Origin of the sequence: Mesorhizobium sp. IMUNJ 23033, assembly GCF_044778005.1 — a bacterium.
GTDB lineage: Bacteria > Pseudomonadota > Alphaproteobacteria > Rhizobiales > Rhizobiaceae > Mesorhizobium > Mesorhizobium amorphae_A.
In genome coordinates this window covers 211,270-235,577 of record NZ_JBJACT010000007.1, presented here as the reverse complement: position 1 = coordinate 235,577, position 24,308 = coordinate 211,270, and the positions used below count along the sequence as shown (strand labels likewise).

21 protein-coding genes are annotated in these 24,308 nt (G+C 61.5%); 10 read left to right on the top strand and 11 right to left on the bottom strand.

Translation table 11 applies throughout. The features are described 5' to 3' along the window. The first annotated feature begins 28 nt into the window (after positions 1-28). The 3 genes from argC (at position 29) to ACFX5Q_RS11685 (ending at position 2,195) form a co-directional block, all read left to right on the top strand. Entirely contained in the window at positions 29-961 is a 933-nt protein-coding gene (gene argC / locus ACFX5Q_RS11695) for an N-acetyl-gamma-glutamyl-phosphate reductase (RefSeq protein WP_404277855.1), read from the top strand. Further along, entirely contained in the window at positions 962-1,801 is an 840-nt protein-coding gene (locus ACFX5Q_RS11690; protein WP_404277853.1) for an aminoglycoside phosphotransferase family protein, read from the top strand. Between the two features lie 82 nt (positions 1,802-1,883). Further along, positions 1,884-2,195 (top strand): hypothetical protein, encoded by a 312-nt coding sequence (locus ACFX5Q_RS11685; protein WP_404277851.1) that lies wholly within the window; start codon positions 1,884-1,886, stop codon positions 2,193-2,195. 24 nt (positions 2,196-2,219) lie between these two features. Here ACFX5Q_RS11685 and ACFX5Q_RS11680 read toward each other — a convergent pair whose 3' ends face one another. Beyond that, the gene (locus tag ACFX5Q_RS11680; protein WP_404277849.1) at positions 2,220-3,311 is read right to left on the bottom strand and encodes a COX15/CtaA family protein; all 1,092 of its coding nucleotides are present in this window, start codon (positions 3,309-3,311) and stop codon (positions 2,220-2,222) included. Between the two features lie 148 nt (positions 3,312-3,459). Here ACFX5Q_RS11680 and ACFX5Q_RS11675 point away from each other — a divergent pair, with 148 nt between their 5' ends. Further along, positions 3,460-3,675 carry a DUF2842 domain-containing protein gene (locus ACFX5Q_RS11675; protein ID WP_006201870.1) on the top strand — a complete coding sequence of 72 codons (216 nt, stop codon included), beginning with the start codon at positions 3,460-3,462 and terminating at the stop codon, positions 3,673-3,675. A 72-nt stretch (positions 3,676-3,747) separates the two neighbouring features. Here the strand turns inward: ACFX5Q_RS11675 and ACFX5Q_RS11670 are convergent, their stop codons facing one another. After that, the gene (locus ACFX5Q_RS11670) at positions 3,748-4,806 is read right to left on the bottom strand and encodes a polysaccharide deacetylase family protein (protein ID WP_404277846.1); all 1,059 of its coding nucleotides are present in this window, start codon (positions 4,804-4,806) and stop codon (positions 3,748-3,750) included. Between the two features lie 90 nt (positions 4,807-4,896). Here ACFX5Q_RS11670 and ACFX5Q_RS11665 point away from each other — a divergent pair, with 90 nt between their 5' ends. Beyond that, positions 4,897-6,129: a GNAT family N-acetyltransferase gene (locus ACFX5Q_RS11665; RefSeq protein WP_404277844.1), complete on the top strand. Its 1,233-nt coding sequence runs from the start codon at positions 4,897-4,899 to the stop codon at positions 6,127-6,129. An 82-nt stretch (positions 6,130-6,211) separates the two neighbouring features. Here ACFX5Q_RS11665 and ACFX5Q_RS11660 read toward each other — a convergent pair whose 3' ends face one another. Continuing rightward, complete coding sequence (locus ACFX5Q_RS11660) at positions 6,212-8,386, bottom strand: GumC family protein (RefSeq protein WP_404277842.1); 2,175 nt, start codon at positions 8,384-8,386, stop codon at positions 6,212-6,214. A gap of 271 nt (positions 8,387-8,657) precedes the next feature. Between ACFX5Q_RS11660 and ACFX5Q_RS11655 the strand changes: the two genes are divergently transcribed. The 4 genes from ACFX5Q_RS11655 to ACFX5Q_RS11640 all read left to right on the top strand — a co-directional run bounded on the left by ACFX5Q_RS11655 (position 8,658) and on the right by ACFX5Q_RS11640 (position 13,272). Continuing rightward, the gene (locus ACFX5Q_RS11655) at positions 8,658-9,221 is read left to right on the top strand and encodes a polysaccharide biosynthesis/export family protein (RefSeq protein ID WP_006201875.1); all 564 of its coding nucleotides are present in this window, start codon (positions 8,658-8,660) and stop codon (positions 9,219-9,221) included. 8 nt (positions 9,222-9,229) lie between these two features. Continuing rightward, positions 9,230-10,360 carry a glycosyltransferase gene (locus ACFX5Q_RS11650; RefSeq protein ID WP_404277839.1) on the top strand — a complete coding sequence of 377 codons (1,131 nt, stop codon included), beginning with the start codon at positions 9,230-9,232 and terminating at the stop codon, positions 10,358-10,360. 108 nt (positions 10,361-10,468) lie between these two features. Next, positions 10,469-12,004, top strand: a complete 1,536-nt coding sequence (locus ACFX5Q_RS11645) for an undecaprenyl-phosphate glucose phosphotransferase (RefSeq protein ID WP_404277837.1) — start codon at positions 10,469-10,471, stop codon at positions 12,002-12,004. After that, the gene (locus tag ACFX5Q_RS11640) at positions 12,001-13,272 is read left to right on the top strand and encodes an O-antigen ligase family protein (RefSeq protein ID WP_404277835.1); all 1,272 of its coding nucleotides are present in this window, start codon (positions 12,001-12,003) and stop codon (positions 13,270-13,272) included. Before ACFX5Q_RS11645 ends, ACFX5Q_RS11640 begins: the two co-directional genes overlap by 4 nt. A gap of 103 nt (positions 13,273-13,375) precedes the next feature. Here the strand turns inward: ACFX5Q_RS11640 and ACFX5Q_RS11635 are convergent, their stop codons facing one another. The 7 genes from ACFX5Q_RS11635 to ACFX5Q_RS11605 form a co-directional block, all read right to left on the bottom strand. Continuing rightward, positions 13,376-14,488 (bottom strand): tyrosine-type recombinase/integrase, encoded by a 1,113-nt coding sequence (locus tag ACFX5Q_RS11635; protein ID WP_404277833.1) that lies wholly within the window; start codon positions 14,486-14,488, stop codon positions 13,376-13,378. Continuing rightward, positions 14,371-14,673 carry a helix-turn-helix domain-containing protein gene (locus ACFX5Q_RS11630; RefSeq protein WP_404277831.1) on the bottom strand — a complete coding sequence of 101 codons (303 nt, stop codon included), beginning with the start codon at positions 14,671-14,673 and terminating at the stop codon, positions 14,371-14,373. The genes ACFX5Q_RS11635 and ACFX5Q_RS11630 overlap by 118 nt, the downstream gene beginning before the upstream one ends. A 187-nt stretch (positions 14,674-14,860) precedes the next feature. Further along, positions 14,861-16,627, bottom strand: coding sequence for a tetratricopeptide repeat protein (locus ACFX5Q_RS11625; protein WP_404277829.1), 1,767 nt, complete (start codon positions 16,625-16,627; stop codon positions 14,861-14,863). Positions 16,628-17,085: 458 nt separating this feature from the next. Then, positions 17,086-17,814 carry a hypothetical protein gene (locus ACFX5Q_RS11620; protein WP_167480742.1) on the bottom strand — a complete coding sequence of 243 codons (729 nt, stop codon included), beginning with the start codon at positions 17,812-17,814 and terminating at the stop codon, positions 17,086-17,088. Between the two features lie 419 nt (positions 17,815-18,233). Next, on the bottom strand, positions 18,234-19,448 hold the full coding sequence (locus ACFX5Q_RS11615) for a hypothetical protein (RefSeq protein ID WP_404277826.1): 1,215 nt from the start codon (positions 19,446-19,448) through the stop codon (positions 18,234-18,236). Positions 19,449-19,668: 220 nt separating this feature from the next. Next, positions 19,669-21,000, bottom strand: a complete 1,332-nt coding sequence (locus tag ACFX5Q_RS11610; protein WP_404277824.1) for a TfuA-like protein — start codon at positions 20,998-21,000, stop codon at positions 19,669-19,671. After that, complete coding sequence (locus ACFX5Q_RS11605; RefSeq protein ID WP_404277822.1) at positions 20,997-22,220, bottom strand: YcaO-like family protein; 1,224 nt, start codon at positions 22,218-22,220, stop codon at positions 20,997-20,999. The genes ACFX5Q_RS11610 and ACFX5Q_RS11605 overlap by 4 nt, the downstream gene beginning before the upstream one ends. A gap of 455 nt (positions 22,221-22,675) precedes the next feature. Between ACFX5Q_RS11605 and ACFX5Q_RS11600 the strand changes: the two genes are divergently transcribed. After that, a complete protein-coding gene (locus tag ACFX5Q_RS11600) occupies positions 22,676-22,948 on the top strand; it encodes a hypothetical protein (protein ID WP_404277960.1) in 273 nt (90 codons plus the stop codon). 165 nt (positions 22,949-23,113) lie between these two features. Here ACFX5Q_RS11600 and ACFX5Q_RS11595 read toward each other — a convergent pair whose 3' ends face one another. Then, on the bottom strand, positions 23,114-23,587 hold the full coding sequence (locus ACFX5Q_RS11595) for a DUF995 domain-containing protein (RefSeq protein ID WP_404277820.1): 474 nt from the start codon (positions 23,585-23,587) through the stop codon (positions 23,114-23,116). Between the last annotated feature and the right edge of the window lie 721 nt (positions 23,588-24,308).

The following is a 24,308-nucleotide window of genomic DNA, read 5'->3' as shown; positions in this document are numbered from 1 at the left end:
TGAAATGTCAGGGGAATTTGATCAGGCTATGAAACCGAAAATCTTCATCGATGGTGAGCACGGCACGACCGGACTGCAGATCAGGGCGCTGCTTGCCGAGCGCGGCGATCTCGAGATCATTTCGATCCCCACCGAGCGCCGCAAGGAAACGGCAGCCCGCGCCGAATTCCTCAATGCCGCCGATGTCGCGATCCTGTGCCTGCCGGATGCCGCCGCCAAGGAGAGCGTTTCGCTGATCGAGAACGACACCACAAGGGTGATCGACGCCTCTACCGCGTTTCGCGTCGCCGAGGGCTGGCAATACGGCTTTGCCGAGATGGACAAGGATCAGGCGAAGAAGATCGCTTCGGCGAAGCGCGTCGCCAATCCGGGCTGCTGGCCGCAAGGGCCGATCGCGACGCTGCGGCCACTGGTGTCGGCAGGCCTGCTGCCGCCGGATTTCCCGGTCACCGTCAACGGCATTTCGGGCTATTCGGGCGGCGGCCGGCCGATGATCGAGGACTACGTCGCCAAGGGCGAGGATGCCTCGGAATTCCTGCCCTATGGGCTCACCCTCCAGCACAAGCATGTGCCGGAACTCAGGACCTATGCGAAGCTGTCGCATGACCCGATCATGCAGCCGGCGGTCGGCAATTTCGCGCAAGGCATGATCACGGTGGTGCCGCTGCAACTCGGCGGCCTCGACCGCGTGCCGACAGGTGCGGAGCTTCACGCCGCGATCGCCGACCATTACGCGGCAATCGAGGGCGGCGTAGTTGAAGTCGCACCCTATACGCATCTTGAGCGCATCCCCGAGGTCGATCCGGAAGTCTACAACGGCACGAACCGGATGAAGGTCTACGTGTTCGCCAATGACGAACGGGCGCAGGCGCTGCTGCTCGCCGTCTACGACAATCTCGGCAAGGGCGCCTCGGGTGCGGCCGTGCAGAACATGGACCTGATGCTCGGCATCAAGCGCTGAGTGCAGAAGTCGGAGTTTCCGCAGCGCTGGAAGGTCAGCGCGCCTGAACTCATTGCCGAAACCTTTTCCAGCCGCATCTGGAAGGTTTTGCGCGAGGACGGCCAGCCGGCGATCATCAAGGATCTGAAACCCTTTGACGATGTCGCTGACGAATTGCGCGGCGAGCATTTTCTAGCCTGGCGGCGCGGCGAAGGCGCGGTGCGGCTGCTCGGCCGCGACGGTCACCGCATGCTGCTCGAATATGCCGGCGACACCTTGCTGTCGCAGGCGCTGGACGAGCAGGGCGACAATGCCGCCACCGCGATCGCCGCCGAGGTGATGGCAAGACTGTTCTCGCCGTCAAAGCACCCTGCCCCACCGGACCTTCAGCCGCTGCGGACGCGATACTTCAGCCTGTTCAGGAAGGCCAAGGCAGATCGCGCGGCCGGGCATGCCAGTCTCTATGTCGAGGCGGCCGCCATCGCCGAGCGGCTGCTTGCCGACCCGCATGACATCAGGCCGCTGCATGGCGACCTGCACCATGACAACATCATGTTCGGGCCGCGCGGCTGGCTCGCCTTCGACCCGAAAGGCGTGCTCGGCGACCCCGGCTTCGATGCAGCCAACATGTTCTACAATCCGCTCGAGCGCGACGATCTCTGCCTCGATCCGCACCGTATCGCGCATATGGCCGAAATCTTTGCCAGGACGCTTGGCCAGACCCCGTCCGCCATCCTCGATCATGCCATTGCCTATGGCTGCCTGTCGGCTGCGTGGCACCACGAGAACGACAACGCGGCCGCGGAGAATCGAGAGTTGTCGATTGCCGGGGCGATCCAGACAGTGCGGCGCGATTTCTGACCGGCTGCCCCGCAACACGCTAACTCCCCATTCACGATGATCGCCTACAGACAGATTCGGCAACCACAAAGGGATCCGGGGCATGGTCAGCGCGGTTTCAAGCTCTTCTCAAGCGACGCAGATTTCTTCATCCAGCGCATCCAGCAACGCATCGCAGGAGGCCGCGCTCGAAAAGCAGATCCAGGCCAAGGAAGAAGAGGCCAAGACGGTCGAGGACCAGGTTCAGGCCGCCAAGCTGCAGCAGGAGATCGCCGCCCTGAAGGCCAAGCTCGCCGCGCTCAAGGCCGCCGACAAGGCCGCCCAGCAGGAGCAGTCGGCACCGTCCGACGCTGTCGCCCGTCAGGCCGAATTCGATGGCGATACGAAGACCACATCGAACGAATTCTGGATGTGACCTTCGGGGCCAGAATAACTGGCGTCAGGTTCTGACGGCTACCTGGTGGGGTAGCGGATAGGCGCCCTTGGTGCCGCGCCAGTGCGCGGCGGCAAAACCGAGCAGGACAAGCGCAAATCCCTGATGCGTCAGCGCCATGTGCAGCGGCACCTGCATCAACAGCGTGCCGATGCCGATCGAGGCCTGCACCAGGACAACCAGGAACAGCAGCGTCGCGCGGCGGGCATGCGTCGTGCCGGGCAGGCGGATGCGCGTGGCGATCATGTGCCAGAGCGCGACCGCGAAGATCGTGTAGGCGCCGAGCCGATGGACGAACTGCACTGTCTTCGGGTTCTCGAAGAAATTGCGCCAGGCCGGCTCGAGCAGCAAGAGATCACCGGGGATCACCTTGCCATCCATCAGCGGCCAGGTGTTGTAGCTGAGGCCGGCGTCGAGACCCGCGACCAGCCCACCGAGATAGATCTGCACCAGTGCCAGCAGCACGATGAAACCGGCCAGTCGCTGTGTCGAGCGGTCGGCAGCCGGCTCGGAATGCGGAGCAAGCCCACGCGCGACCACCATAGTTGCCGAGAAGATCAGTGCCGCCAGTGTCAGGTGTGTCGCCAGCCGGTACTGGCTGACCGAGACGCGGTCGACCAGACCGGACGCCACCATCCACCAGCCGATCGCGCCCTGCACGCCGCCAAGCAGCAGAATGCCGACGAGCTTCGGCCCCAGGCCGCTCTCGATGCGGCGCGTCACCCAGAAGAACAGCAGCGGCAAGGCAAAGACCACACCGATGCTGCGCGCCAGGATGCGATGCACCCATTCCCACCAGAAGATCGACTTGAACGCCTCAATGCTCATGCCCTTGTTGAGCTCGGTGTACTGAGGGATCTGCTGGTAGCGCTGGAACTCTTCCTGCCATTCGGCGTCGTTGAGCGGTGGGATGACACCGTGGATCGGCTGCCATTCGGTGATCGACAGGCCGGATTCGGTGAGCCTAGTGGCGCCGCCGACCAGCACCAGCGCGACCAGCACCAGAAGCACGACATAGAGCCAGCCGCGCACCAGCGCCCGGTTGTGCAGGTCACGGTCGCGGGCGGCGTTAGGTGCCGCGGCGGTTATGGCAGCCATGGGCTCGTCCCGGTTGAAGTCGCGGATTGGTGAACCATAGCATGCTCGCTGGCAAGACAGGGCGGCGCGGCACGCCGTCGCGCCATGTCTGCAAGGTTGCGCGCATTCCTCAATCAGCCTAAGCGATACCGATCAAAGAGAGCGCGAAATGCCTATTCGCCTGAAAAAACTGATCGGAACCTTCCTGCTGGTGGCGCTGGTCATCATCTATGCGCTGGTGGCGTCGATCGTGGCGGTCGCCCAATTATCCGAGTCGGGCCCTCTCGTGCATTTCCTGTTCTTCCTGTTCAGCGGCCTGCTCTGGGTGCTGCCGGCGATGGGCATCATCAAATGGCTGATCCTGGAGCCGCGGCCGAAGGGCTGACGCGCGGCGACGCCACCACCATTCGCGTAAACACGAATGTCTTGGGGCTAACGGTCCCGAAGTGCTGACACCTCAGATGGTGACGACCATCTTGCCGGCATTGGCCAGCGGCGTCGTCACGCCCGAGAGCATGGTGCGGATATGGGCGAGGCTCTGGTAGCGGCCGTTGACCGAAATGCGCGGCAGCGCGAGCAGGAAGCCGGAATGCTCGGCACGCAGCACGCCATGGCGCGTCGTCACCGCCGAGACATAGCCGGCATCGCGAGCAAAGCCGACTTCGCGGCAGCCGACGGCGCTGGCATAGCCATAGGGATAAGCGAGATGGCGAGGCTCCTCGCCCAGTCGCGCCTGCAGGATGCGCCTGACGTCGCCGATCTCGCGGCGCGCATCGGCCTCCGAAAGCCGCTTCAGATTGACGTGGTTGACGGTATGGGCGCCGATGGTCACTAGCGGATGAGCGGCCATGGTGCGGATCTCGTCCCAGTTCATCAGCGTGCTCGGTTGCTGGCCGTCCAGCCTGATGCCGTTCATGCGCGCGAATTCGTGCAGCGCCGCGCGCAGGTCCTCCTCGCGGACCTCCAGCGTCAGCCAGCTATGCAGGCGGTTGTTGGCCTGCAGCTTCTTTCCTCGCGTCGAACAGTCGATCGTAACCGGGCCATCCGGCGTCACCAGCGTCAGCCGATCACGCGCATTTACGATATCCTCGACCACGTCCCACCACAGATCGGCGGCGCCGTCGATCAGCCCCGGCGCGACATAGATGGTGATCGGCGCGCCGTGCTTTTCCAGCACCGGCAGCGCCTCGGTCATGTTGTCGCGATAGGCATCGTCGGCGGTGATGGTCGCGAACTGGCCGCCCTTGCCGCCGGCCTTGATGCGCTCGATCGCCTCGTCGAGCGAGACGAAGGCGTAACCGTCGGCCTTCATGTCGGCGATGACGGCGTCGAGGAAGCCGGGGGCGATGTTGAGATGCCGATTGACGCCTTGAGGCTTCTCCGGCGTCGCGGTGACACGGTGCAGCATCAGGATGGCACCGATGCCGCCGACAAACGGCTTCGCCAGCGGTGCCAGGCCGGTGTAGCGGGCGACGTTGAGCGCCAGTTTCCGGATTGCCTCGCCCCCGTCGATCATTCCTTCACCTTTTGCGCCTAGGCTCGTCCAAGCACGGAATGCGCCTACGCGTGCCCCCAATCGGGATGAATACGCCTTAAGGATTGAGGTATGGTTGACGCCACCGCGTCATTTGACGGCAATCGGCTCGCTGCGAGCAAGGCATCGCCGCGCGCACTGCCAGACAATCAGGCCGGCCTGTCGGTCGCGGTGGCCGACGGCAAGGAACTTGCCTCCTATGCGGAATTCTGCGGTTCAGCGCTGTTTGCGCCGGCGCAAAGCGCCACTTGGATCCGCAACTGGGCGAACGAGGTTCGCACCGACATTGTCGTGGCGACGCTGAGCTTCGAAGGCGCGCCGGTGCTTGCGCTGGCCCTCGAAATCGCCCCCCCTGGACCATTTCGTGTTGCCCGCTTCATTGGCGGCCGCCATGCCAACGGCAATTTCGCCGCCGCGGCACCACGCTGGCTGCAAAAGGCCGATGCTTCGGCCATCCGCACGCTGGTGACGGCGATCGCCAAGGCGCGGCCCGACATCGACCTCATTGCGCTCGAGCGGCTGCTGCCAGACCTCGACGGCGTCGCCAACCCGTTCGCGGCGCTGCCCGGTTTTCAGAGTCCGAACCTGTCGCTCGCCGTCGATCTCGACGGTGGCTTCGATGCACTCCTGTCGCGCGCGAGCGGCAAGCGCAAGCGCAAGAAACACCGTTCGCAAACGCGCAAATTCGAGGTCGTCGGCAGCCACCGCCGCATCGAGGCGAAGACGGCAGACGAGGTGAACCGGCTGCTCGACGCCTTCTTCGAAATGAAGGAATTCCGCTTCCGCAAGATGGGCATCGCCAATGTTTTCGGCGAGCCGGAGGTTCGCGCTTTCTTCCGCGCGTTGTTCAGCGAAGCCCTGGCGGAGGAAAAGCCATCCTTTATGCTGCATGGTCTCGAGGTCGCCGGCAAGCTGCGCGCGGTCACCGGATCGAGCCGGTCGGGCAAGCGGCTGATCTGCGAGTTCGGGGCGATCGCCGAGGACAACCTCGCCCACACCAGCCCCGGCGACTTTCTGTTTTTCGACAACATTCAGGAAGCCTGCGAGACCGGCTTCGGCCTCTATGATTTCTCGGTCGGCGACGAGCCCTACAAAAGGCTGTGGTGCGATATCGAAACCCAGCATTTCGAGGTTCTTCTGCCGCTGACGCTGAACGGCCGCGCGCTGGCGATCGCGATGCGGCAGGGCGCGCGGGCGAAGGCCTTCATCAAGAACAGCCCGCTCATCTGGAAGCTGACCAAAATGGTCCGCCGCAAGGCAGCGGGCCAGGCGGCGCCGGCCGCCAACGGCGACGACGACAGCTGACGAACTGCCCTCACCCAATCTCTGCTTGGCATATTCTGTAGCGGCGAAAATCCTGCACCGTTGCGCGGACTGGTTCCGCCACTCAAGCCGCCGAGCGCCGTCCTGGCAGTGGCGTTCCCGGCGTCTCGTGGCCGATCGGTGTCACCAGTGTCAGTTCGGGATAGCCGTTTTCGATCAGCTTGACCGCCGCCTGTGTCACCTCGTCGTCGGCCTCGAGCATCGAGAGGAAGACCTCGGTGGCCTCGCCAACCAGCCTGCCAATGCCTTGCGCGTCGGCCGGGCCGCATTCGACCACGACGAGGTCGTAGGCGGTGGTCAGCGACTGCATGATGATCGGCAACCGGTCGGCGGCGCGCATGGCGCGGGCCGGATCGGCTGTGCCGACGGGAATGACATGGCAGTCGGAGTAGAGGTCGGCGTGGATGACGTCGCTGAACTGCGCTTCGGAGGCGAGCAGGTCGGTGATGCCCGGGAAAAGCCCGCTGTCCAGCATCGGCCGCGAGGCAGCACCCGAAGCGGTGAGATCGAGCAGCAGCACCCGCAGGCCGGCGTCGGAAACCTCGCGCGCCACCAGCACCGCCGAGGCGGCAGCCTCGTCGCCTTCGGGAGACACGAATATGGCACGCGCCGCACCCGACGCGATCAGTTTCTCCGCGGCCTTGTCGACGTCGACCTCGCCGAGCGTCGAGCGGGCCGGTTCGGCCTCTTGCGCCGGCGCATCCGCTGCCGTCACGACGTCCAATTCCGCCTGCGGTGGTTCGGCCGGAGGCACCTCAGGCGCAATCGCCACGGCAACCACAGGCTCCTGCCGGGCGACCGGCATCGACACCTGTTCGATTCGCCCGAATTGGGCGCCGGTGGCCGGGCGCATGGCGCGGCCCGAAAACAGTTCGCCCAGCAGCGTGGCGATCGCCATCAGCAGCAGCGAGCCGGCGAAGGCAGCGCCGACGATCGGCACGACCTTCGGGAAATAGGGTTCCGACGGCACCACGGCGCGGGAAAAGACACGCGCGTCGACGGGCAGGTAGTTGCGGTCGTTGCGCGAGGAGGCCTCGCGGTAACGAGTCATATAGGATTCAAGCAGTTGGCGCTGGGCGTTCGCGTCGCGCTGCAGCGCGTCCAGTTCGACCTGCTGCTCGCCGGCACGGGCCGATGCGGCCTTCATCGTGTTGACGTCAGCGACGAGCTGGTTTTCGCGCGCCTGCGCCGTCTGCGCCTGCGTCATCAGCCCCTTCATGATCTTTTCCGCTTCGTTGCGGATCTGCCCGTCCATATCCGCAAGCTGTGACTTCAGCGCCCGGATGCGCGGATGGTTGCCGAGCAAGGTGGTGGAGAGGTCGGCGATGTTGGTCCTGAGCTCGACCTGCCGCTCGCGCAGGCGCTGGATCAGATCCGACGACAGCACTTCCGGCACTGCATCGAGCGAGCCGCCATTCTGCAGCGCCTTGCGCACGCCGTCGGCGGTCGCCTCGGCGGCAGCGCGGTTGGCGCGCACTTTCGACAGTTCACTCGACAGTTCGGAAAGCTGCTGGGTGGGCAGGACCGAATTGTTGCCGCCCATCAAAAGGTCGGACTGGGCACGGAAGTCGGCAACCTTGGCCTCAGCATCCTTGACGCGCTTCGACAGGTCGGCGATTTCGGGCGCCAGCCAGTCGGTCGCGGCCGCGTTCGATTCCTGCTTGGCGTTGCCCTGGACGGAGATGTAGGTGTCGGCGATAGCGTTCGGGATATCGGCGGCGAGCCTGGGATCCTCCGACGAGAACTCGATGACGATAACACGTGATTTTTCAACGCTGTAGACGTTGAGCTTCTCGCGCATCTTCTTCAGCACGCGCTCTTCCGGCGGTATCTCGTTGGGATCGCTTTTCAGGCCGACGATGACGAGCAGCCGGCCGAGTGCCGACATGTTGGCCGCTTCGTCGAACTCGGGCAGCCGTGACAGGTTCAGCTTGGAGGCCAGCTGCTTGAGGATGTCGGTCGAGGAAATGACCTCGACCTGGCTGGCGACGCCCTCCTCGTCCAGAATCGGCTTGTCGTTGTCGGCGGTGCCGTCAGGCCTGGTGAAGACCGATTCGCGCGTTTCGATCAGCAGCTTCGTCTGCGCCTTATAGTGCGGCGTGGCGAGCGAGGCGAATGCGAACGCCAAGCCGGTGACGGCAAGGGCTACGACAAGGATGCGCAACCAGTGCTTCGCCAGGCTGGCGAAGAGCTGCCTGAGATCGACATCGACATCTGCGGCCGCGGACTGGACGGACATGCATTTCTGCTCCGGTACTTGAGTCCGCTGCACCGTAAACAACTATGGTAACTCAGCCGTTAAGATCGCAGTAAGCATCCGTTAGGGTTTACTGCGCGGCCGCAAACAGAGGCTGTAAAACCATATAAATGAGTATGGGTTTTGCCATTTGCCGCCGCTTTGGGTTGTAGCCCTTTACCGGCCATTAACCCTAACAGGATGATAACGGGTCCGTTCCCTGAGGTTTGCCGCAGCACCTGGCGGCCAGAGCGATGAAGGTTCGTATCCGGTCATGAAAAGCACTGCTTCCCTCTTTCGTGCTCTGCTTGCCGTATCGATGCTTGCCGGCTGCTCCAGCTACCGGCCAACGCCGGCAGCCTTCCATGAAGTGCTCGACCAGCCCTACCGACTCGGCGCCGGCGACCGCGTCCGCGTCACCGTGTTCGAGCAGGACGGATTGACCAACACCTACAGCGTCGACCAGTCCGGCTACCTCTCCTTCCCGCTGGTCGGCTCGGTACCGGCGCGCGGCCATACAGCCCAGCAGTTGGAGAAGGAAATCGCCGACAAACTGCGGCAAGGTTACCTGCGCGACCCCGACGTATCGGTCGAGATCGACCGCTACCGGCCGATCTTCGTCATGGGCGAAGTGGGCGCCGCCGGCCAATATTCCTATGTGCCGGGCCTCACCGTGCAGAAGGCCATCGCCATTGCCGGCGGCTTCACGCCGCGCGCCAACCAGGAGAGCGTCGACATCACCCGCGACATCAACGGCAAGGTGATGACCGGTCGGGTGGTCACCTCGGACCCGCTGCTGCCCGGCGACACCGTCTACGTCCGCGAACGCCTGTTCTGACAATCAACGTGGCGGACCGACTCAGGATCGTCCACTGCTTTCGCTCACCCGTCGGAGGGATATTCCGGCATGTGCGCGACCTGACCGAGGCACAGCTCGCTGCCGGTCATTCCGTCGGTATTGTTTGCGATTCGACCACCGGCGGCGAATTCGAGGAACGCCTGTTCGGGCAGATGAAGGACTGCCTGGCGCTCGGCATCCATCGCACACCGATGCAGCGCCATGTCGGACCGGGCGATCTCGCCTCGGCCTGGCGCACCTACAGGATCATCAAGGAATTGCGGCCGGACGTGCTGCACGGGCACGGCGCCAAGGGAGGCACCTATGCCCGTCTGTTCGGCTCATTGTTGCGGGTTTCAAGGTCTCGCGTAGCCCGCCTTTATTCGCCGCATGGCGGCTCCCTCCACTATGACGAAACGACGGCCACCGGGAAGCTGTTCTTCGCCCTCGAACGTTTCATGGGCCGCTTCACCGACTGCCTGCTGTTCGTTTCGGACTATGAGAGGAAGACCTACCGCAGGAAAGTCGGCGAACCGCCGATCCCGAACACGCTGGTCTATAACGGCCTGCGCGCCGCCGAGTTCGAGATGGTGCCGACCGTACCGGGAGCGGCCGACCTGCTCTACATCGGCATGATGCGCGACCTCAAGGGTCCCGACATCTTCATCGATGCGCTGGCGCTGGCTGGCGCCAGGCTTGGCCGTCGCTTGAGCGCCGTGATGGTTGGCGACGGCGACGACCTGCCGCGCTACCATGCGCAGGTGAAGCGGCTTGGGCTCGACGGCCATGTCCGCTTCCTGCCGCCCATGCCGGCCAGGGATGCCTTTGCGCTGGCGGACCTGATCGTCGTGCCCTCGCGTGCCGAGGCGATGCCCTACATCGTCCTGGAGACGCTGGCCGCCGGCAAGCCGATGATCGCCACCGCCGTCGGCGGCATACCTGAAATCTTCGGCGAAACCTCGCCTGCCCTGATCCGCCCCGACCCGAACCAGCTCGGCGACAAGGTGAGCGAGGCGCTGGCCGACCCAGGCGCCTACAGAAGCCTGATGCCAGGGACCGCCGATCTGAAGGCGCGCTTCGGCGCCGACGTCATGGCCGCCGAGATCGAGAAGGCCTATTTCGCCGCGCTGCGGCGGTAGAGCCTGTTGCACCAGGTCAAACCGCAGACCGCTTCAAAGCCACCCGTTGTTTCAAGGGTTTCTTAGCTCTCTTTTGCTATTCACCTGAGGGAAGCTGCGGACAATCCCATGAACGAAATTGATCCCGCGCGCCGCTTTTCCCTGGATGCGGTGCGCAATTTCGACGGTCTGGCCGCGAGCGGGGCGGCTGGCGGCATGAATGAGGTCGCGCGCCAGGTCGCCTCGCAGTACCGGCGCGATACGATGTCGCCGATCATGGTCAGTGGCGTGCTGCGCATGGTCGAATTCGCGCTGCTGTTCCTGTCGGGCCTCTGCCTCTATTTCCACCATGTCGGCTTGTTCAACTATCTCCCCTGGCAGTACCCGCTGGCGATCGCCTCTGCCTCGTTCCTCGCGGTGGTGCTGCTCGACGTCTCAGACAGCTACCAGATATCGGCACTGATGCGGCCGATCGCCAATTTCGGCCGCATATTGTTGGTCTGGGCCGGCGCCTTCGCGCTGATGGCGCTGACCGCCTTCGCCATGAAGATGTCGGAGGATTATTCGCGCCTGCTGTTCGGCAACTGGTTCGTCGTCGGCTTCCTGCTGCTGTTCGGCCTGAGGCTGGTGATGTCGAAGCTGATCCGGCGCTGGGCGCGCAACGGACGCATGGAACGCCGCGCCGTCATCGTCGGTGGCGGCAAGGCAGCCGAGGTGCTGATCCGCTCGGTCGAGAAGCAGCCCTACAACGACATCCGCATCTGCGGCATCTTCGACGACCGCGGCGACAAGCGTTCGCCGCCCATCGTTGCCGGCTACCCCAAGCTCGGCACGATTTCCGAGTTGATCGAGTTCGCCCGAATCGCCCGCATCGACATGCTGATCGTGTCGCTGCCGCTGACTGCCGAATCGCGCGTGCTGCAGCTGTTGAAGAAGCTGTGGGTGCTGCCGGTGGACATCCGGCTGTCAGCGCATTCGAACGCGCTGCAGTTTCGCCCACGCGCCTATTCCTACATCGGCTCGGTGCCGATGCTCGACATCTTCGACAAACCGATCAACGACTGGGATTCGGTCGCCAAGCGCGCCTTCGACATCATCTTCTCGTTCATCGGCATCATCGTCTTCTCGCCGGTGATGCTGGTGACGGCGGTCGCCATCAAGCTCGATAGCAAGGGGCCGGTGCTGTTCAAGCAGAAACGGCACGGCTTCAACAACGAGACCATCGAGGTCTACAAGTTCCGTTCGATGTACACCGATCGGTCGGATCCGACGGCCAAGCAGACGGTGACCAAGAACGATCCGCGCGTCACCCGCGTCGGTCGCTTCATCCGCAAGACATCGATCGACGAACTGCCGCAGTTCTTCAACTCGCTGTTCGGCTCGCTGTCGCTGATCGGGCCGCGTCCGCATGCGATTGCCGCCCAGTCGCACAACCTCCTCTACAATGAGGTGGTCGACGGCTATTTCGCCCGCCACAAGGTCAAGCCCGGCGTAACCGGCTGGGCGCAGATCAACGGCTGGCGCGGCGAGATGGACACCAACGAGAAGATCCGCATGCGCACGGAATACGACCTCTATTACATCGAGAACTGGTCGCTGCTGTTCGACTTGCGGATCCTGTTCCTGACGCCGGTGCGCCTGCTCAACACGGAAAACGCCTATTGAGCGCCGTTGCCCATGAGCTGCCGCCGGGCGCGGTCAACGCCAAGCTGATCGCGCTGATTACGTCCAGCGCGGTCTTCTTCGGCATTTTCCTGTCCGGTTTCGTCATCGACGAGCCGGCGCCCTACGATCTCTTCATGGTCGGGCTGATCGCGGTGTGGGCACTGTTCGGCCTGCGCATCTCGCGCGCGGCGACGCCGCTGCTGGTGCTTCTGGTGACGATGAACATCGGCGGCATGATTGCGATGACGCAGATGTCGGACCTGGCAAGCACGCCGCTCTATCTCGCCGTCTCGATGTTCCTCGCCTTCACCGCGGTGTTCTTCGCCTCGGTGACCGCAGTCCAGCCCAGCCTCTACAGGCTGATCTTCATCGCCTATGTCGTGTCGGCGGTGATCACCTCGCTGCTCGGGATCGCCGGCTATTTTCACGCCTTCCCCGGGGCGGAGATCTTCACCAAGTACGACCGCGCCGCCGGCGCCTTCCAGGATCCGAATGTGTTCGGCCCGTTCCTGGTGCTGCCCGGCATCTACCTGCTCTATCTCCTGCTGACGGGATCGATCGCGCGCATGCCGCTGCTGGCCGTTCCGCTGCTGATCATCACCGCCGGCATCTTCTTCTCCTTCTCGCGCGGCGCCTGGGGCATGTTCGCCGTCTCGGCGGTGCTGCTCACCGGCTCACTGTTCCTGCAAAGCGCCAGCGGCATGTTCCGGCTGCGGGTCGTGGTCATGACCATCGCGGCAATCGCGCTGCTGGTCATCGCGATGATCGTCATCCTGCAACTGCCGGGCGTGGCGGAGATGTTCTCCAGCCGCGCTCAGCTGGAACAGAGCTACGATACAGCCCGCCTCGGCCGATTCGCCCGCTATGCAATCGGCTTCCAGATGGCGCTGGAGCATCCGTTCGGCATCGGCCCGCTGGTCTTCGGCACGATCTTCGGCGAGGACACGCACGACATCTGGCTGAAGATGCTGATGGACTATGGCTGGCTGGGCTTCGTCTCGTTCCTGGCGCTGACCTTGTGGACCATCGCCGCCGGCTTCCGTATCCTACTGCGCGACCGTCCCTGGCAGCCCTATCTGCTTTGCGCCTATGTCGCCTTCATCGGCAATATCGGGCTCGGCACCTTCATCGACATCGACCACTGGCGCCACGTCTATCTGCTGCTCGGCCTGATCTGGGGTGCCATCGCGCTGGAATACCGGCATCAGAAGGAGTTGCGGCTGGCGCCGGCACCTGCCGCGGCAGTGCCGTTTTCATCGATACGATAGCCGCCGAATTCGGTTGACCCGCACCGGGTTATCACGATACATCGCGACCCGGTCCGGAGTGTAGCGCAGCCCGGTAGCGCACTTGACTGGGGGTCAAGGTTGCTCAGGCCGATTTCTTCTTATCTTTCAAGTCTTTAGAAGCATCTTCTGCGGCTCCGGTGTGACTCCCGGTGTGATTTGCTGCTTCCATGGCAACGCGCATGTCCTCGATCATCGCGTGGGCGTATTTCGCCGTGGTGGCGATGTCTTCGTGGCCCAGCATCCTCTGCACGATCTTCATGTTACCGGTGCGCAATGTCCTCGTTGCCGCGGTGTGCCGTGTGTCGTGGAAGCGGAAGTTCTCCACGCCTGATTTGTCGCGGTAGCGTCGCCAGGCCGTCTTGAAGCCTTCCATCGTGATCGGGTATCGCGTGCCCCGCACGAGCTTGAGGCGCTTGTTCGTCCTCCGCGCAACGTAGGTAAACACGGAAGTAGCATGATGGCCCTTCAGGCCCCACAGGAGCTCGCGAACGGCCTCTGTCATTGGGAGGATCCTCGTTTTGTCGCCTTTACCCGTGACCGTGATTGTCCTGCCGATAAAGTCGACGCGGGACCACGTCAAATCGACGATTTCCATGCGACGGCAACCGGTCAGGAGTGCAAACCGAACGGCCGGCGCAAAGTCGTCGCGCATCGCATTCAGCAGGCGCTTCTCTTCGTCCTGGCTGGCTTCACGGACCCGCTCCTTCGGCTCTTTGAGCATATGCCTGCTCCAGTCGATATCGCCAACGGGGACCTTCCAGGTCTTCTTTGCACGCGTCATGATCCCGCGGAGAGGCACCGCGGCCGTGCGGTTGACGGTGGCGTTGCTGACGCCATCACCACGACGCCGTGACACCATCGCAGCGATCATCGAATCCGTGATCTGGTCGAGCGTGATGTGCTTTCCAAGATGGTCGAGAATCCAGCCAATAAAGCGGTAATAGTTGCCCGAGTTTGCGAGGTGCTGGCCCACCTCCAGCCAATAGCGGGATGCAGCTATCTCGAGCGTCATAGGCCCTTCGGCAGTGAAGCTGGCAGCCGTCTTAAGGTTGGTTAGAGCTTCCTGTCGCTTCTGCTCTAGGAAGCGTTCCGCTTGGCGCTTGTTGCTCGTGCCCGTGGGGCCGGAAAATCGACGACCGCGAAGCTTGAAGTCATAGGTGTATTCTGGTTTGCCGTGTTTTCGGTATACCGGCATGCCTTTTGGCTCCGCTTTTCAATGAACTCAGCAAGGTCGTCTTGTTTATAGCGACGGGTGGGCCGCTTCCCTTCAAGGCCTATGTTCACCCAGCGCAAAGCACCTTCGTTCGTCAATTCAAGCAGGTGCTTGGGCGTGACGGCGAGGAATTCAGCAGCTTGGGTAGGAGTGAGCAGGCTCGACATCTTTGACGGTATAGCTGTCGGTCGGCCGGCTGACTTCACGAATTGTTACAGCGCTTGGAGGGAACCTCAACGCCGTTCGACAGTCGCGCCTAAGCGCCATTCGCAGCCTCGGAATGACGAGCCTTGCGAAGGCAGCGACGCTTCGATCGGTGCCACCGGTGACCTTCTCCGGGGCTCTGTGACGGTGCTACCTTAACCCGGCTTTGCGCAAGCCTTCGATAAGTAGTTCAGTGTCCTCCGGATACTTGTGCGGAGGAACCTTGCGCCACTGCGCGGTTGTGAAGTTTGGGTGCACCTCCAATAGCGCTTGGGCATGCCTGTCCGCTTCCCGTGCGTTCCCGAGATAGGCATAGCTCGCTGCCATAAGCCGATGGCCCTCGGAGTCGTCCCGCATCTTTTGCAACGTCTCTATCGTTTTTTCATATTCGCCGAGCTGAAAATAGGCATCGCCGAGATACCAGAGATAGGAATCCGGATAATAAGGGTTGAGCCGCATCGCCTTCTCTAGCAGCCCCACAGACCGCTCCGCTTGACGAACGTAGACAAGGCAGTCACCCATCTCGGCTAGCAAGTCGGCGTCATTGGGATTGAGCTGCAGAGCACGTTCGTAGGCGGCGATCGCTGGATCGTGCTCCTTCTTGTAGAGGCGGGCCAAGCCTATTTCGGAATAACCGCGTGCGTCGAGGTCGTCATGCTGGACGGCCAGATTCGCCAGGTTTAACGCCTCGTTCAACGCGCCTTCCGGATCGTTGGTCCACGCATAACGCCATTCAACATTGAACGTCCGCGACATGGCCGCATAGCTGCGCGCATAGTGCGGATCGAGATCCCGCGCCTGTCTATAAAGTCGCCTGGCGTGCCAGTTGCTCTCCGGGCGGAAGCGGAAACTAAGATCCTGTCCTCGCAAGATCAGTCCATAGGCATCGACGTTGGGGTGGTTCTGAGCCGAAAGGCGGCGCTTTTCCGCCATGTCTATCTGGACGGCCAGGCGCGAGGCTGTGGTAGCAGTCACGTCGTCCTGGAAGGCAAATATGTCCTCGATCCCGCCATCGTAGCGTTCGGACCACATCGTATTCTCGGTCCGCGCCTCGATCAGGTCGACGGCGATCCGCAGCTTGTTTCCAACGCGCCTAAAGCGTCCAGACAGAAGGTATCGAACGCCGAGTTTATTGGCGATCTCGCGCAGCGACCGCGTCTGGGCGGTCGCTGCAAAGGTCGAATGACGAGCAATCACCATCAGGTTGCGGAAGCGGCACAGATCGGAAATCAAGTCCGCAACAACGCCCTGGCACAGATGGAGGTCTGCAGGATCGCCCGAGACGTTCTCGAACGGCAGGACGGCGAGCGAACTGTCCGGGACGGAACGCTGGGGTGCCGGGGCAAACGGCAGCGCCGACACTTTGGGCTCGGCATGAGTCCGACCGAAGTCTACGGCTAGGACTTCGACCTCGTCAGCTATGTTCTTCAGCTTCTGCTTTCCGAGCGACCGGAACGAGCATTCCGGCTCATTGCGCACGAACTGGTGAACCGATTCGGTAATACATATGCCGCCAGGCGACGCCAGCGCCTGAATGCGTGCGGCCATGTTGATGCCATGACCGTAGACGCCACGGTCGCCGACGATCGCGTCGCCTATGGTGATGCCGATCCGGTAGGCGATAGGCTCCTGGCCACCCGACCACACCGCGGCGTTCGACATCTCCCGCTGCATTTCGACGGCAAAATCCAGGGCTACGGTCGCGCTTGGAAACAGGGCGACCAGTCCGTCGCCCGCGGTATCGACAACCGACCCGCCATAGTCGCCGACGAGGCTGCTGATGAGACTCTGAGAGCGTATCAAACGGACGACCGTCCCCTCCTCGTCATTATCCACCAGGCGGCTGTAGCCGTGGACGTCTGCGTAGAGGATCGCTGACAGCTTGCGATTGAGTTTCTCGGTTCGCGCGAGGACCATGGCCCCCTTTCACCCCATTGTTCGCAGCCGCAATACAACCCGCCGTGCGATCCAGCATAGCACACAAATGGCCGCTCATGCAGAAGCCGGCGAGTTGGAATGAGGCGGAATGCCGGGGCGGCGGTGCGCCGTTCCTTCGAGGCTGAAACTCTAGCATCATCATTCTCGACGGGCGCGACATAGGCTGGATCGAGGTCACCGGGGCGCGACACCGCCTACAGTCGCGCGCAGGTGCCGTTGCTGGACGATTATTGCGGGCTCGGCATCGGCACGCGGCTGATCAGGGGCCTGCTCGACACGGCGGCGCGAGGAGAAGACGGTCTCGCTGTCGGTTACTCGCTTCCGTGCGATCAGTCTCTAGGAGCGGTTCGGCTTCCGCATCGTCGATCCCAAGCGTCGCCAATCCTCAGCATGGTGGGGCGAGCGCAAGCCCGCGTCAGGGACGCATTCCTTTCCGGTCAGTCGCCGTTGCCGCCGCGGGCGCTCATGCCGCGCGCGCTCATTCCCCTTGCACTCATGCCGCGCGCGCTCATCCCCCGCGCACTCATCCCGCGCGCGCTCATGCCGGCCGCATCCATGCCGCCGGGCCCGCCGCCGGGCCCGCCGCCGAACATCGCCGCAAGCAGCACATCCTCGAACATGCCTGTCTCGACATCCATGCGGATCGTGTAGTCGGCCTTGTCGTAGGACCAGACGCGCAGCCCATCGGAGAATTCGAAGTCGGCTGCGGCGAAGCCTGTAAGTCCAGTCGGACTAGGCGAACGGGCAGGGCTGAACTTACCAAGTTCCTCAGCGACAAGCTCCCCATCTCCGTGCACAAGGAACAGTATAGGTCTCCCAAGATCGTAGTAATTTCCCTCAAAACTAAAACCATATATTCTTGCGAACCTGCCACCCAGCAACTGATCCTCAAGGAAGCGATTCGGTCCGGCTCGGTTTCCAGCGCCTGGACGACGCCCGAGGAATTCGAATCCCTCCTCGAGTTTCATAAAATATCCGACATATCTATTCCCGCCGGCCACTCGTATTATCGCACCGGTAGCAGTGTCACCCTTGGTCCACGCCACAGCCGGGCCTGCGCCGTTTACGGTATAAATCTCATTCTGGTCTGAAATTTTTTGCTTCCAGACCACAACTAGGTTCGCATTGACTACGTTTACGCCATTCACATTCTTATTGTCGGACAATGTCGGTATATTTCTCGCCGACGCTACTTGAGCTACAATAGGAGCCAGAAGTGGATTTACCAATTGTAGATCGATTACAGTATGCCCAAATAAGTTTATACCTGAGACGCTAAGAAGACTTTCTACCATCGACATTCTCCTCCATTATTAAAGAAGTTCTCAAAGAATACGCTATAAAATGCACAACGTATCACGAACTACCCTTTGAACTTTTGGATCGACGTGCAACTTCTATTCCATGGACCACAACATATTTTCGATCGTTTTCACGCCATATTACGCTTATTAACTTACCAACATCTGCCGGTATGCTGTTAACGTGCGCTTGCAATAACTCTATGCTATCCATAATTTCTGTCACGAAGTATTGCATAAGATATTCCTCCTTTTGTTCGACTCAAAGAACGCAGATCCTGTTTCTAGCCAGGTTGTTTCGCGCCCTCGTATGTCTCGCAATACGATAGCCGCCTTGCACAACAAGCGTCCTGACGTGCCGGCACAAACACCCTCGGCAGATCGAAGTGGCTCTTCGGCCCGGGCGGCTTGAGTCTCGGCCCCGCGCTTGCAAAACCGATGGCTCGGCGTCCGAGATTTACATCGAGAATCCTGCGCCAGCGTCCGCCGGTCACTATGCGGTCGACGGCGCGCAGCGTGTTGCCGACGGCCGCATAGCTCAGATCGTCAGGTTCGAGCCGGCGCCAAGTTTCGGCGAGCAGCATGCCGAGTTCGTCGCGCGAGGCGACCAGCGCCTCGCGAAAATCTGCCGGCGCTGCGGCATAGGCCTCGTCGAAGATCGGCTGAATGATGCGGAAATAGTCTGGGCTGTCCTCGAGCCTGTCGGAAAGGTCTTCCTGTCCTTGGCTGATCAGCCCGCGCGCGACGAGCTCCTCGTGGAACAGGTCGACGAAGACGTCGAACATCGCGCCGGTGAGCGGCTGGGCGAGCGCGTGCTCGTCGTGCCAGCCGCGCACAAAATCGAGCATGGACAGGGGGTTGGCGGCGAGCCTAATCTGGTCGTTGCTGGACAATTCGGCGATGCGGTTGCCGAGATTGCGGGTGTAGAGATTTCCGTGGCTGGTCTCCAGCAGCTCGTCGATGACAGAATCGAAATGCAGGGCGGCGATCAGCGCGGTCAGGTCGGCGGCGGATTCATGGAAGCCGTAATATTCGGCGGACGCCGTTCCCGGATCGGGCACGCCGATGACCGAATAGATGATGCAGTGCCCGACCTCGTGCGCGATGACGTCGAAGTTCAGGCTGAAGGGCTCGATGCCGCCGTCCTCGCTCACATGGATGCCGACCTCCAGGAAGCCGTAGCCCATGAAGGCGTTTTCCAGAAGATTGCGCTGGATGACCAGCTCCAGCCGGTCGAAGTCGCGCCGGAAATGCCAGGCGATCGGATGGCCGAAATATTTCTCCCATACGTCGAGCGTGCAGCGCACCGAGCCGAACAGATGAGCAGCCTCGAACTCAGGATCTTCCGGCGCGATGTGGTCGAAATGTCCCTCGCGATTGGGAAGCGCAGGCGGAAAGATATCGCCCCGCCACGGCGGCAGCAGGTAGAGCGGGTCGCCGCGCAGATTTTCCACTAGTCCGTAAGCAAGCGGCTTGCCGATGGGATCGACGACATACATGCGATCATTACCAGGCCCTGGGCCTATAGTCCCGGCAGGCGACGATACGATAACAGTTTCAGGTTCGCGGAAAGGCGTAAGAAACGGCGCCTGGGCAAACAGCCTGAAGCGCGTTCCGTTTTTGACTACGCAGCCTTCCCCTCTAAATGCCATGCTCGTCCCACCTACGGACAGAGGCATCCACATTTTATTGGCCGCAGCATCACCGGCCGCGGCAAAGTCATGCTAACGAACTTTCGCCCGCGGCGCCAGAGTCATTCCCTAACGCGCGTTGGGTTGTGAAAGTATAGTCACGGGCCAAAAGCTCGTAGAACTTGTCCACGCTGACAAGCCCGATAGAGGCGGCATGGTCGGCAAGGTCTTCAGGAACGGCCTGGCCGAGGCATTTCTCGAAATACCAAACTGCCAACAGGGCACGCGGCACCGGCGCAGATGTCGACGCCGATCGCCGCCTGGCCAGAGCCTGCTCACGGTAGCCGCTGTAGAGATCGAGTTCGCGCAGCCGGTCCAGCATGCCCTGATGAAGGGCGACATCGCGATCTCGTGCCAGCGCCTCGATACGGGCGTTGTCCTCCAGAATAAGCTCCACTCCCGCGAGGTCCGTGCCGTTCTCTCCTGCCCAGCGGATTACGTCAGTTTGCCGCATGAACCCGCGCCGCGAGCGGAACTCACCGGTCGCGCGCTTTACGGCTTGGCGATCGGGCGCTGCATCGCCGTCATTCCGAGCCAGCAGTCGAAGCAGGGCATCGCGACGCACTTGCGCGTAGTCGCCCCGTAACCGAAGTTCGTCCAGGATGGCTTCCTCTTCGACCGTGGTCGCTTCGTCGTTCCTCTGAGTTTCGCTGCGCCAGTGTGCGTTGTGCCAGTTCTCGGTCCACTCGAAATGGAAGGTCGGTGGCTCGGGTTTCGCGCCGCTACAGATGAACGCGTCCATCTGGCTCAACAGTTCGAGCGCGTCGTCGCGCTTACGATCAACCTTTCCCGTTCGCAACCACTCGGAAAGCGCCTGCATCTGCTCCGGATCGCCCATATCCTCCAGCAGACCGCGCCAGGTTCTCAATTGATAAAAGCGTGCTTTCGCACCGGCGGCGAGACGTATTCCGGTGGCTTGGTCGATGATTCGTCCTTCGACCGCCTTTTCGAGCGTCGCGCGGATGTTGACCATCGGTTCGCTGAGGCGGACGTAACCGGTTTCCGGGGGGCCATGGATGAGCGCCACCTCATCGTCATCGGTGAGCTCGCCGTCCCGATACGCTTCGAAGATGCGGCCGACGCCGCGCATGCCGAAAGAATGGAGCTCCGCGGCCCGCAGCGCACCCATGCTGGATGCGCCGAACACCGCGATCCTGCGTGCCAGCGCCCATAGTATTTCCTTATGCAGCACCGCCGCCTGTCCGTCGAAATAGCCGTCGATGATGCCAATGGCTCTGGGACTCCGGCAGGCTGCTGCATAGAACTCGCCCTGACGCACCGGCGGCCTGAACTCGAAGCCGTCATAACCTGCTACATCTTCTGCTTTCACACTGGGGCCGCAGAAGACGACCGCGTTCACAGAGCGGCTCCCAGGGTGCGGCGGGCCCGTTCGCCCGGCACGTAGCCGCCGTGATCGTCCGGTCCTTCGAGGCCGGGTATCACCACTTTGACAACCGGCAAGCCGATGTCATCCTTACTGAGGTCGACGGCGACAACCTCCGTGACTCTCGCCGCTTGCAACCTATTGATCAACCAACCCAGATTCGACGCTATCCCGACCGTCGAGTCTTTTTCAGCGGGAGCAATCCGCCTGTCAGGAGAATGCTCGGATAAAAGTCTTTCAGCGAGCCGGTGGCGGTTCTCCCGATACGCTTCGCGATATTCCTCGGGCTGCAGATCGTCGCGCGCCCCAGAAACGTAAGTCGTTCGAACCTGCGCGGCCTCGATTAGCGCCTTGAGCAATGCGACTTCCGGCACCGGATGCGCTGCAGCGCCGATGCCGTGATGGCTGTTTCGATCACGTTGATCGGCGATCAGGCAAAAGAACGCTGGCACACCGATGTCCGAAGTCGTTTCCCACCCCGCTACGCGGAAGTCGGCGCGTTTCAGTTTTTCTAGCACGTCTCGGCAAGGACCGTCCGGCGCGCTGCCAAGATCGACCCCGGTGCTCCTTCGTTGGGCAGACGGCAGGCGGTTCCAAAGGGCGGTCGCATCGCGTTCGACAACCTCGCAGATTGCGTGATGGATCGCCTCGTCGTAGCTGCCGCCCGAGGCTAGCCCATTGCTGCTGCAATCAAAATATCCGCTTCCCGGCGGCGCAGGCACCGTGAAGTTTGCACGGACGCACTCGAACGGCAGCCACCTGCCTTCGTGCGAAATCAAATCCGTGCCCTCTATCCAAAGCGTCACGAGATCGCGGGTAAACTGTTCGCCGGCAACTCGCGGCAGACGATCAATTTCAGCAAAGCTGTGTGAATGCGAGAGTTCCGCCATGCTGCCGAGCTTTAGTGGAAGCTCTATGTGTTCGGCGTGGTAAAGTTCCACACTTTCCATCAACCCGGACGCGATCGCGGCATCCATGTCGGTGCCCTTGCCTTGCGATACCGCAAGCGACCGGGCATTCGGCCGGCACACCATCACCACAGGTATGCCAATACGATCGAGCCCGGTCAGGTTGGCGACCCGAGTAATCCCCATACGGGCCCAATGCGGTTTTACCCGCGCAATAGCTTTGCCTGCATCTCCTCCATATTGAGGAGTCTTTGATGAAACTAAAGGCGCGCCATCCACGGCTGACACTTCGAGCTCTGACCAACCACCACGAACATGGTGTGCTTAGGAGGCAGCCTAACGACTTTAATAGGTTCGTAACAGGGAGATTCACAGGCAACGCGGGTCGGCTCAAAGGAGGCAAGCATTGATCAGGTCGATTTCTTGCTGCTTAGTGGCCTGTTTCGAGCGGTTGCAGCTTCCATCGCAACGCGCATGTCGTCGATCATCGCATGCGTATAATTTCCGGTCGTCGCGAGATGCGGGGGTGATCGAGCATTGCACAGGGCCAAAGGTGCCCCTTATTGGGTCAATGCATCTGGCGCCGGCTGGGGCTGAATTATAGGCCTCTTCATGCATCATTGCTAATTTAGTAAAATGATCATGTTCCGTTCCCTAGCCGCCTATCGGACAAGCCTAGACTCGCTTCCATGCTTAGGCGGGCAGGCACCGGCTCCAGCCGGCTGGAGTTCATTGAGCCGTTGATGCCGACCCTGGTGGATAAGCCGCCCGAAGGGGACGGCTGGATTCACGAGGTCAAATTCGACGGCTATCGCTCACAGATCATCATCGACGATGCGGATGTTCGCATATTCACCCGACGCGGGCTCGACTGGTCGGCGAAGTATAGAGACCTGGTTGATGCCGCCAAAGGGCTGAAAGTCCAGAGCGCCATCATTGACGGCGAGATCATCGTCGCCAACGAGGCGAGGATCTCCGACTTCGCAGCACTGCGCAAGGCCATCACGCAGCGCTGAGCCCAGAGTCGCATCCGTGAGTATGCCTGACCGTCGGCAAAAGGCGCACGCACCATGCAGAATTTGTCGGGGCCAACTAGACCGCACCGTCAAAATTGCTCGCTTGGCGCGATCGATATCGCGCCAAGCATCGCGAAATTCACGCCCGTAGAATGCCTTGATTTCCTATTTTAGCTTGGTCTTGAGGGTGTCAATCTTTTTCGAGACAGAATCTCCGGCATTTAGATTTGGCTTGTAGGCGGCATAGTCGCCACCCTTGCTTATCTCTGCACGGTAAAGTTTCTTAGGGTTTTTCTTGTCGCGGGCCCAAAGCTGACAGTCGCTGGAGGCTGATTCGCCCCAAGAGCCCTTCCATCTGTTGGAAACGCACAGCTTGCCATCGCTCGCCTTCCATGTGCCGACGGCATAGGAGGGACCATTTCCGGTGTAGCCCAGCATTTTGCTATCAGAACCGAGAAACCACGATATACTCACAGCTTTCCCGTTCTTCGCCTTTTCTTTGAACGTATAGGTCTTGCCTCCAAACATCGAAGAGATATCGCTACTCGGTATAGGTTCAGCACCTTTTGGCATTGTTTCGGATCGGGCAGGTAGAGTAGCGATGCCCATGATCAAGGCGGCTAAAATTAGGGCTTTCATCCTAAGTTCCTCCGTTGAACCACCACGCGCAAAATGATGCCTGCTAGTTGTTCGTGCTGCAAGAGGTGCATTGGCAAAACTAGCTTTGCGGAAGCATGGCTTGCGGAGCGCCATCGTAGGGGCCAGAGCGCGCCGAAGCCCTCGCCGGTGTTAGGACAGCGGCCGGCCGAAACGCGCGCTGGCGGGCTCCTTTGTGTCGGCGATCGAAACGGAACGCAACGCGGGGCTAAGGCGTTGAAGAGGCGATGTTAATCGAAGTGGGGGCTGTAGATGAGCTCTCTTCGTGAAAAACCTAGTCTAGCGTTCCGTGCAGAAGCCGAACGCCAAGCCCGCCTCGAAAAGAACGCCCGTCTGAGGGAGCTGCGGTCTCACGCATCTTTGCTAGTGTTCGATCCTCATGCTCCGTTTCACGATGAGATCGATTGCAAAGCGATCTTCGAAGAGAAGACACCGCTGGCGCTCCATCATTTTAGCAAATCCTGAAACAAAAGCCGGGCCAGACCGTTTGCAATCTGCCAGACCACACTCTGGCTACTCCAGGTCCTCCCGCTGGCTTCGGCCGGCGGGCTCTTTTGTGTCCGCGATCAACGAACTGACCGAGCGACGCCCTGGCTTCGGCTGGACGCGATGCGCGCGGCCACAGGCGTGAGGATCATCTGCAAGAAACAACTCGACTTCTCACGTAAGCGATTGCTAAATTAGCAAAGGCTCCCGTAGCCTC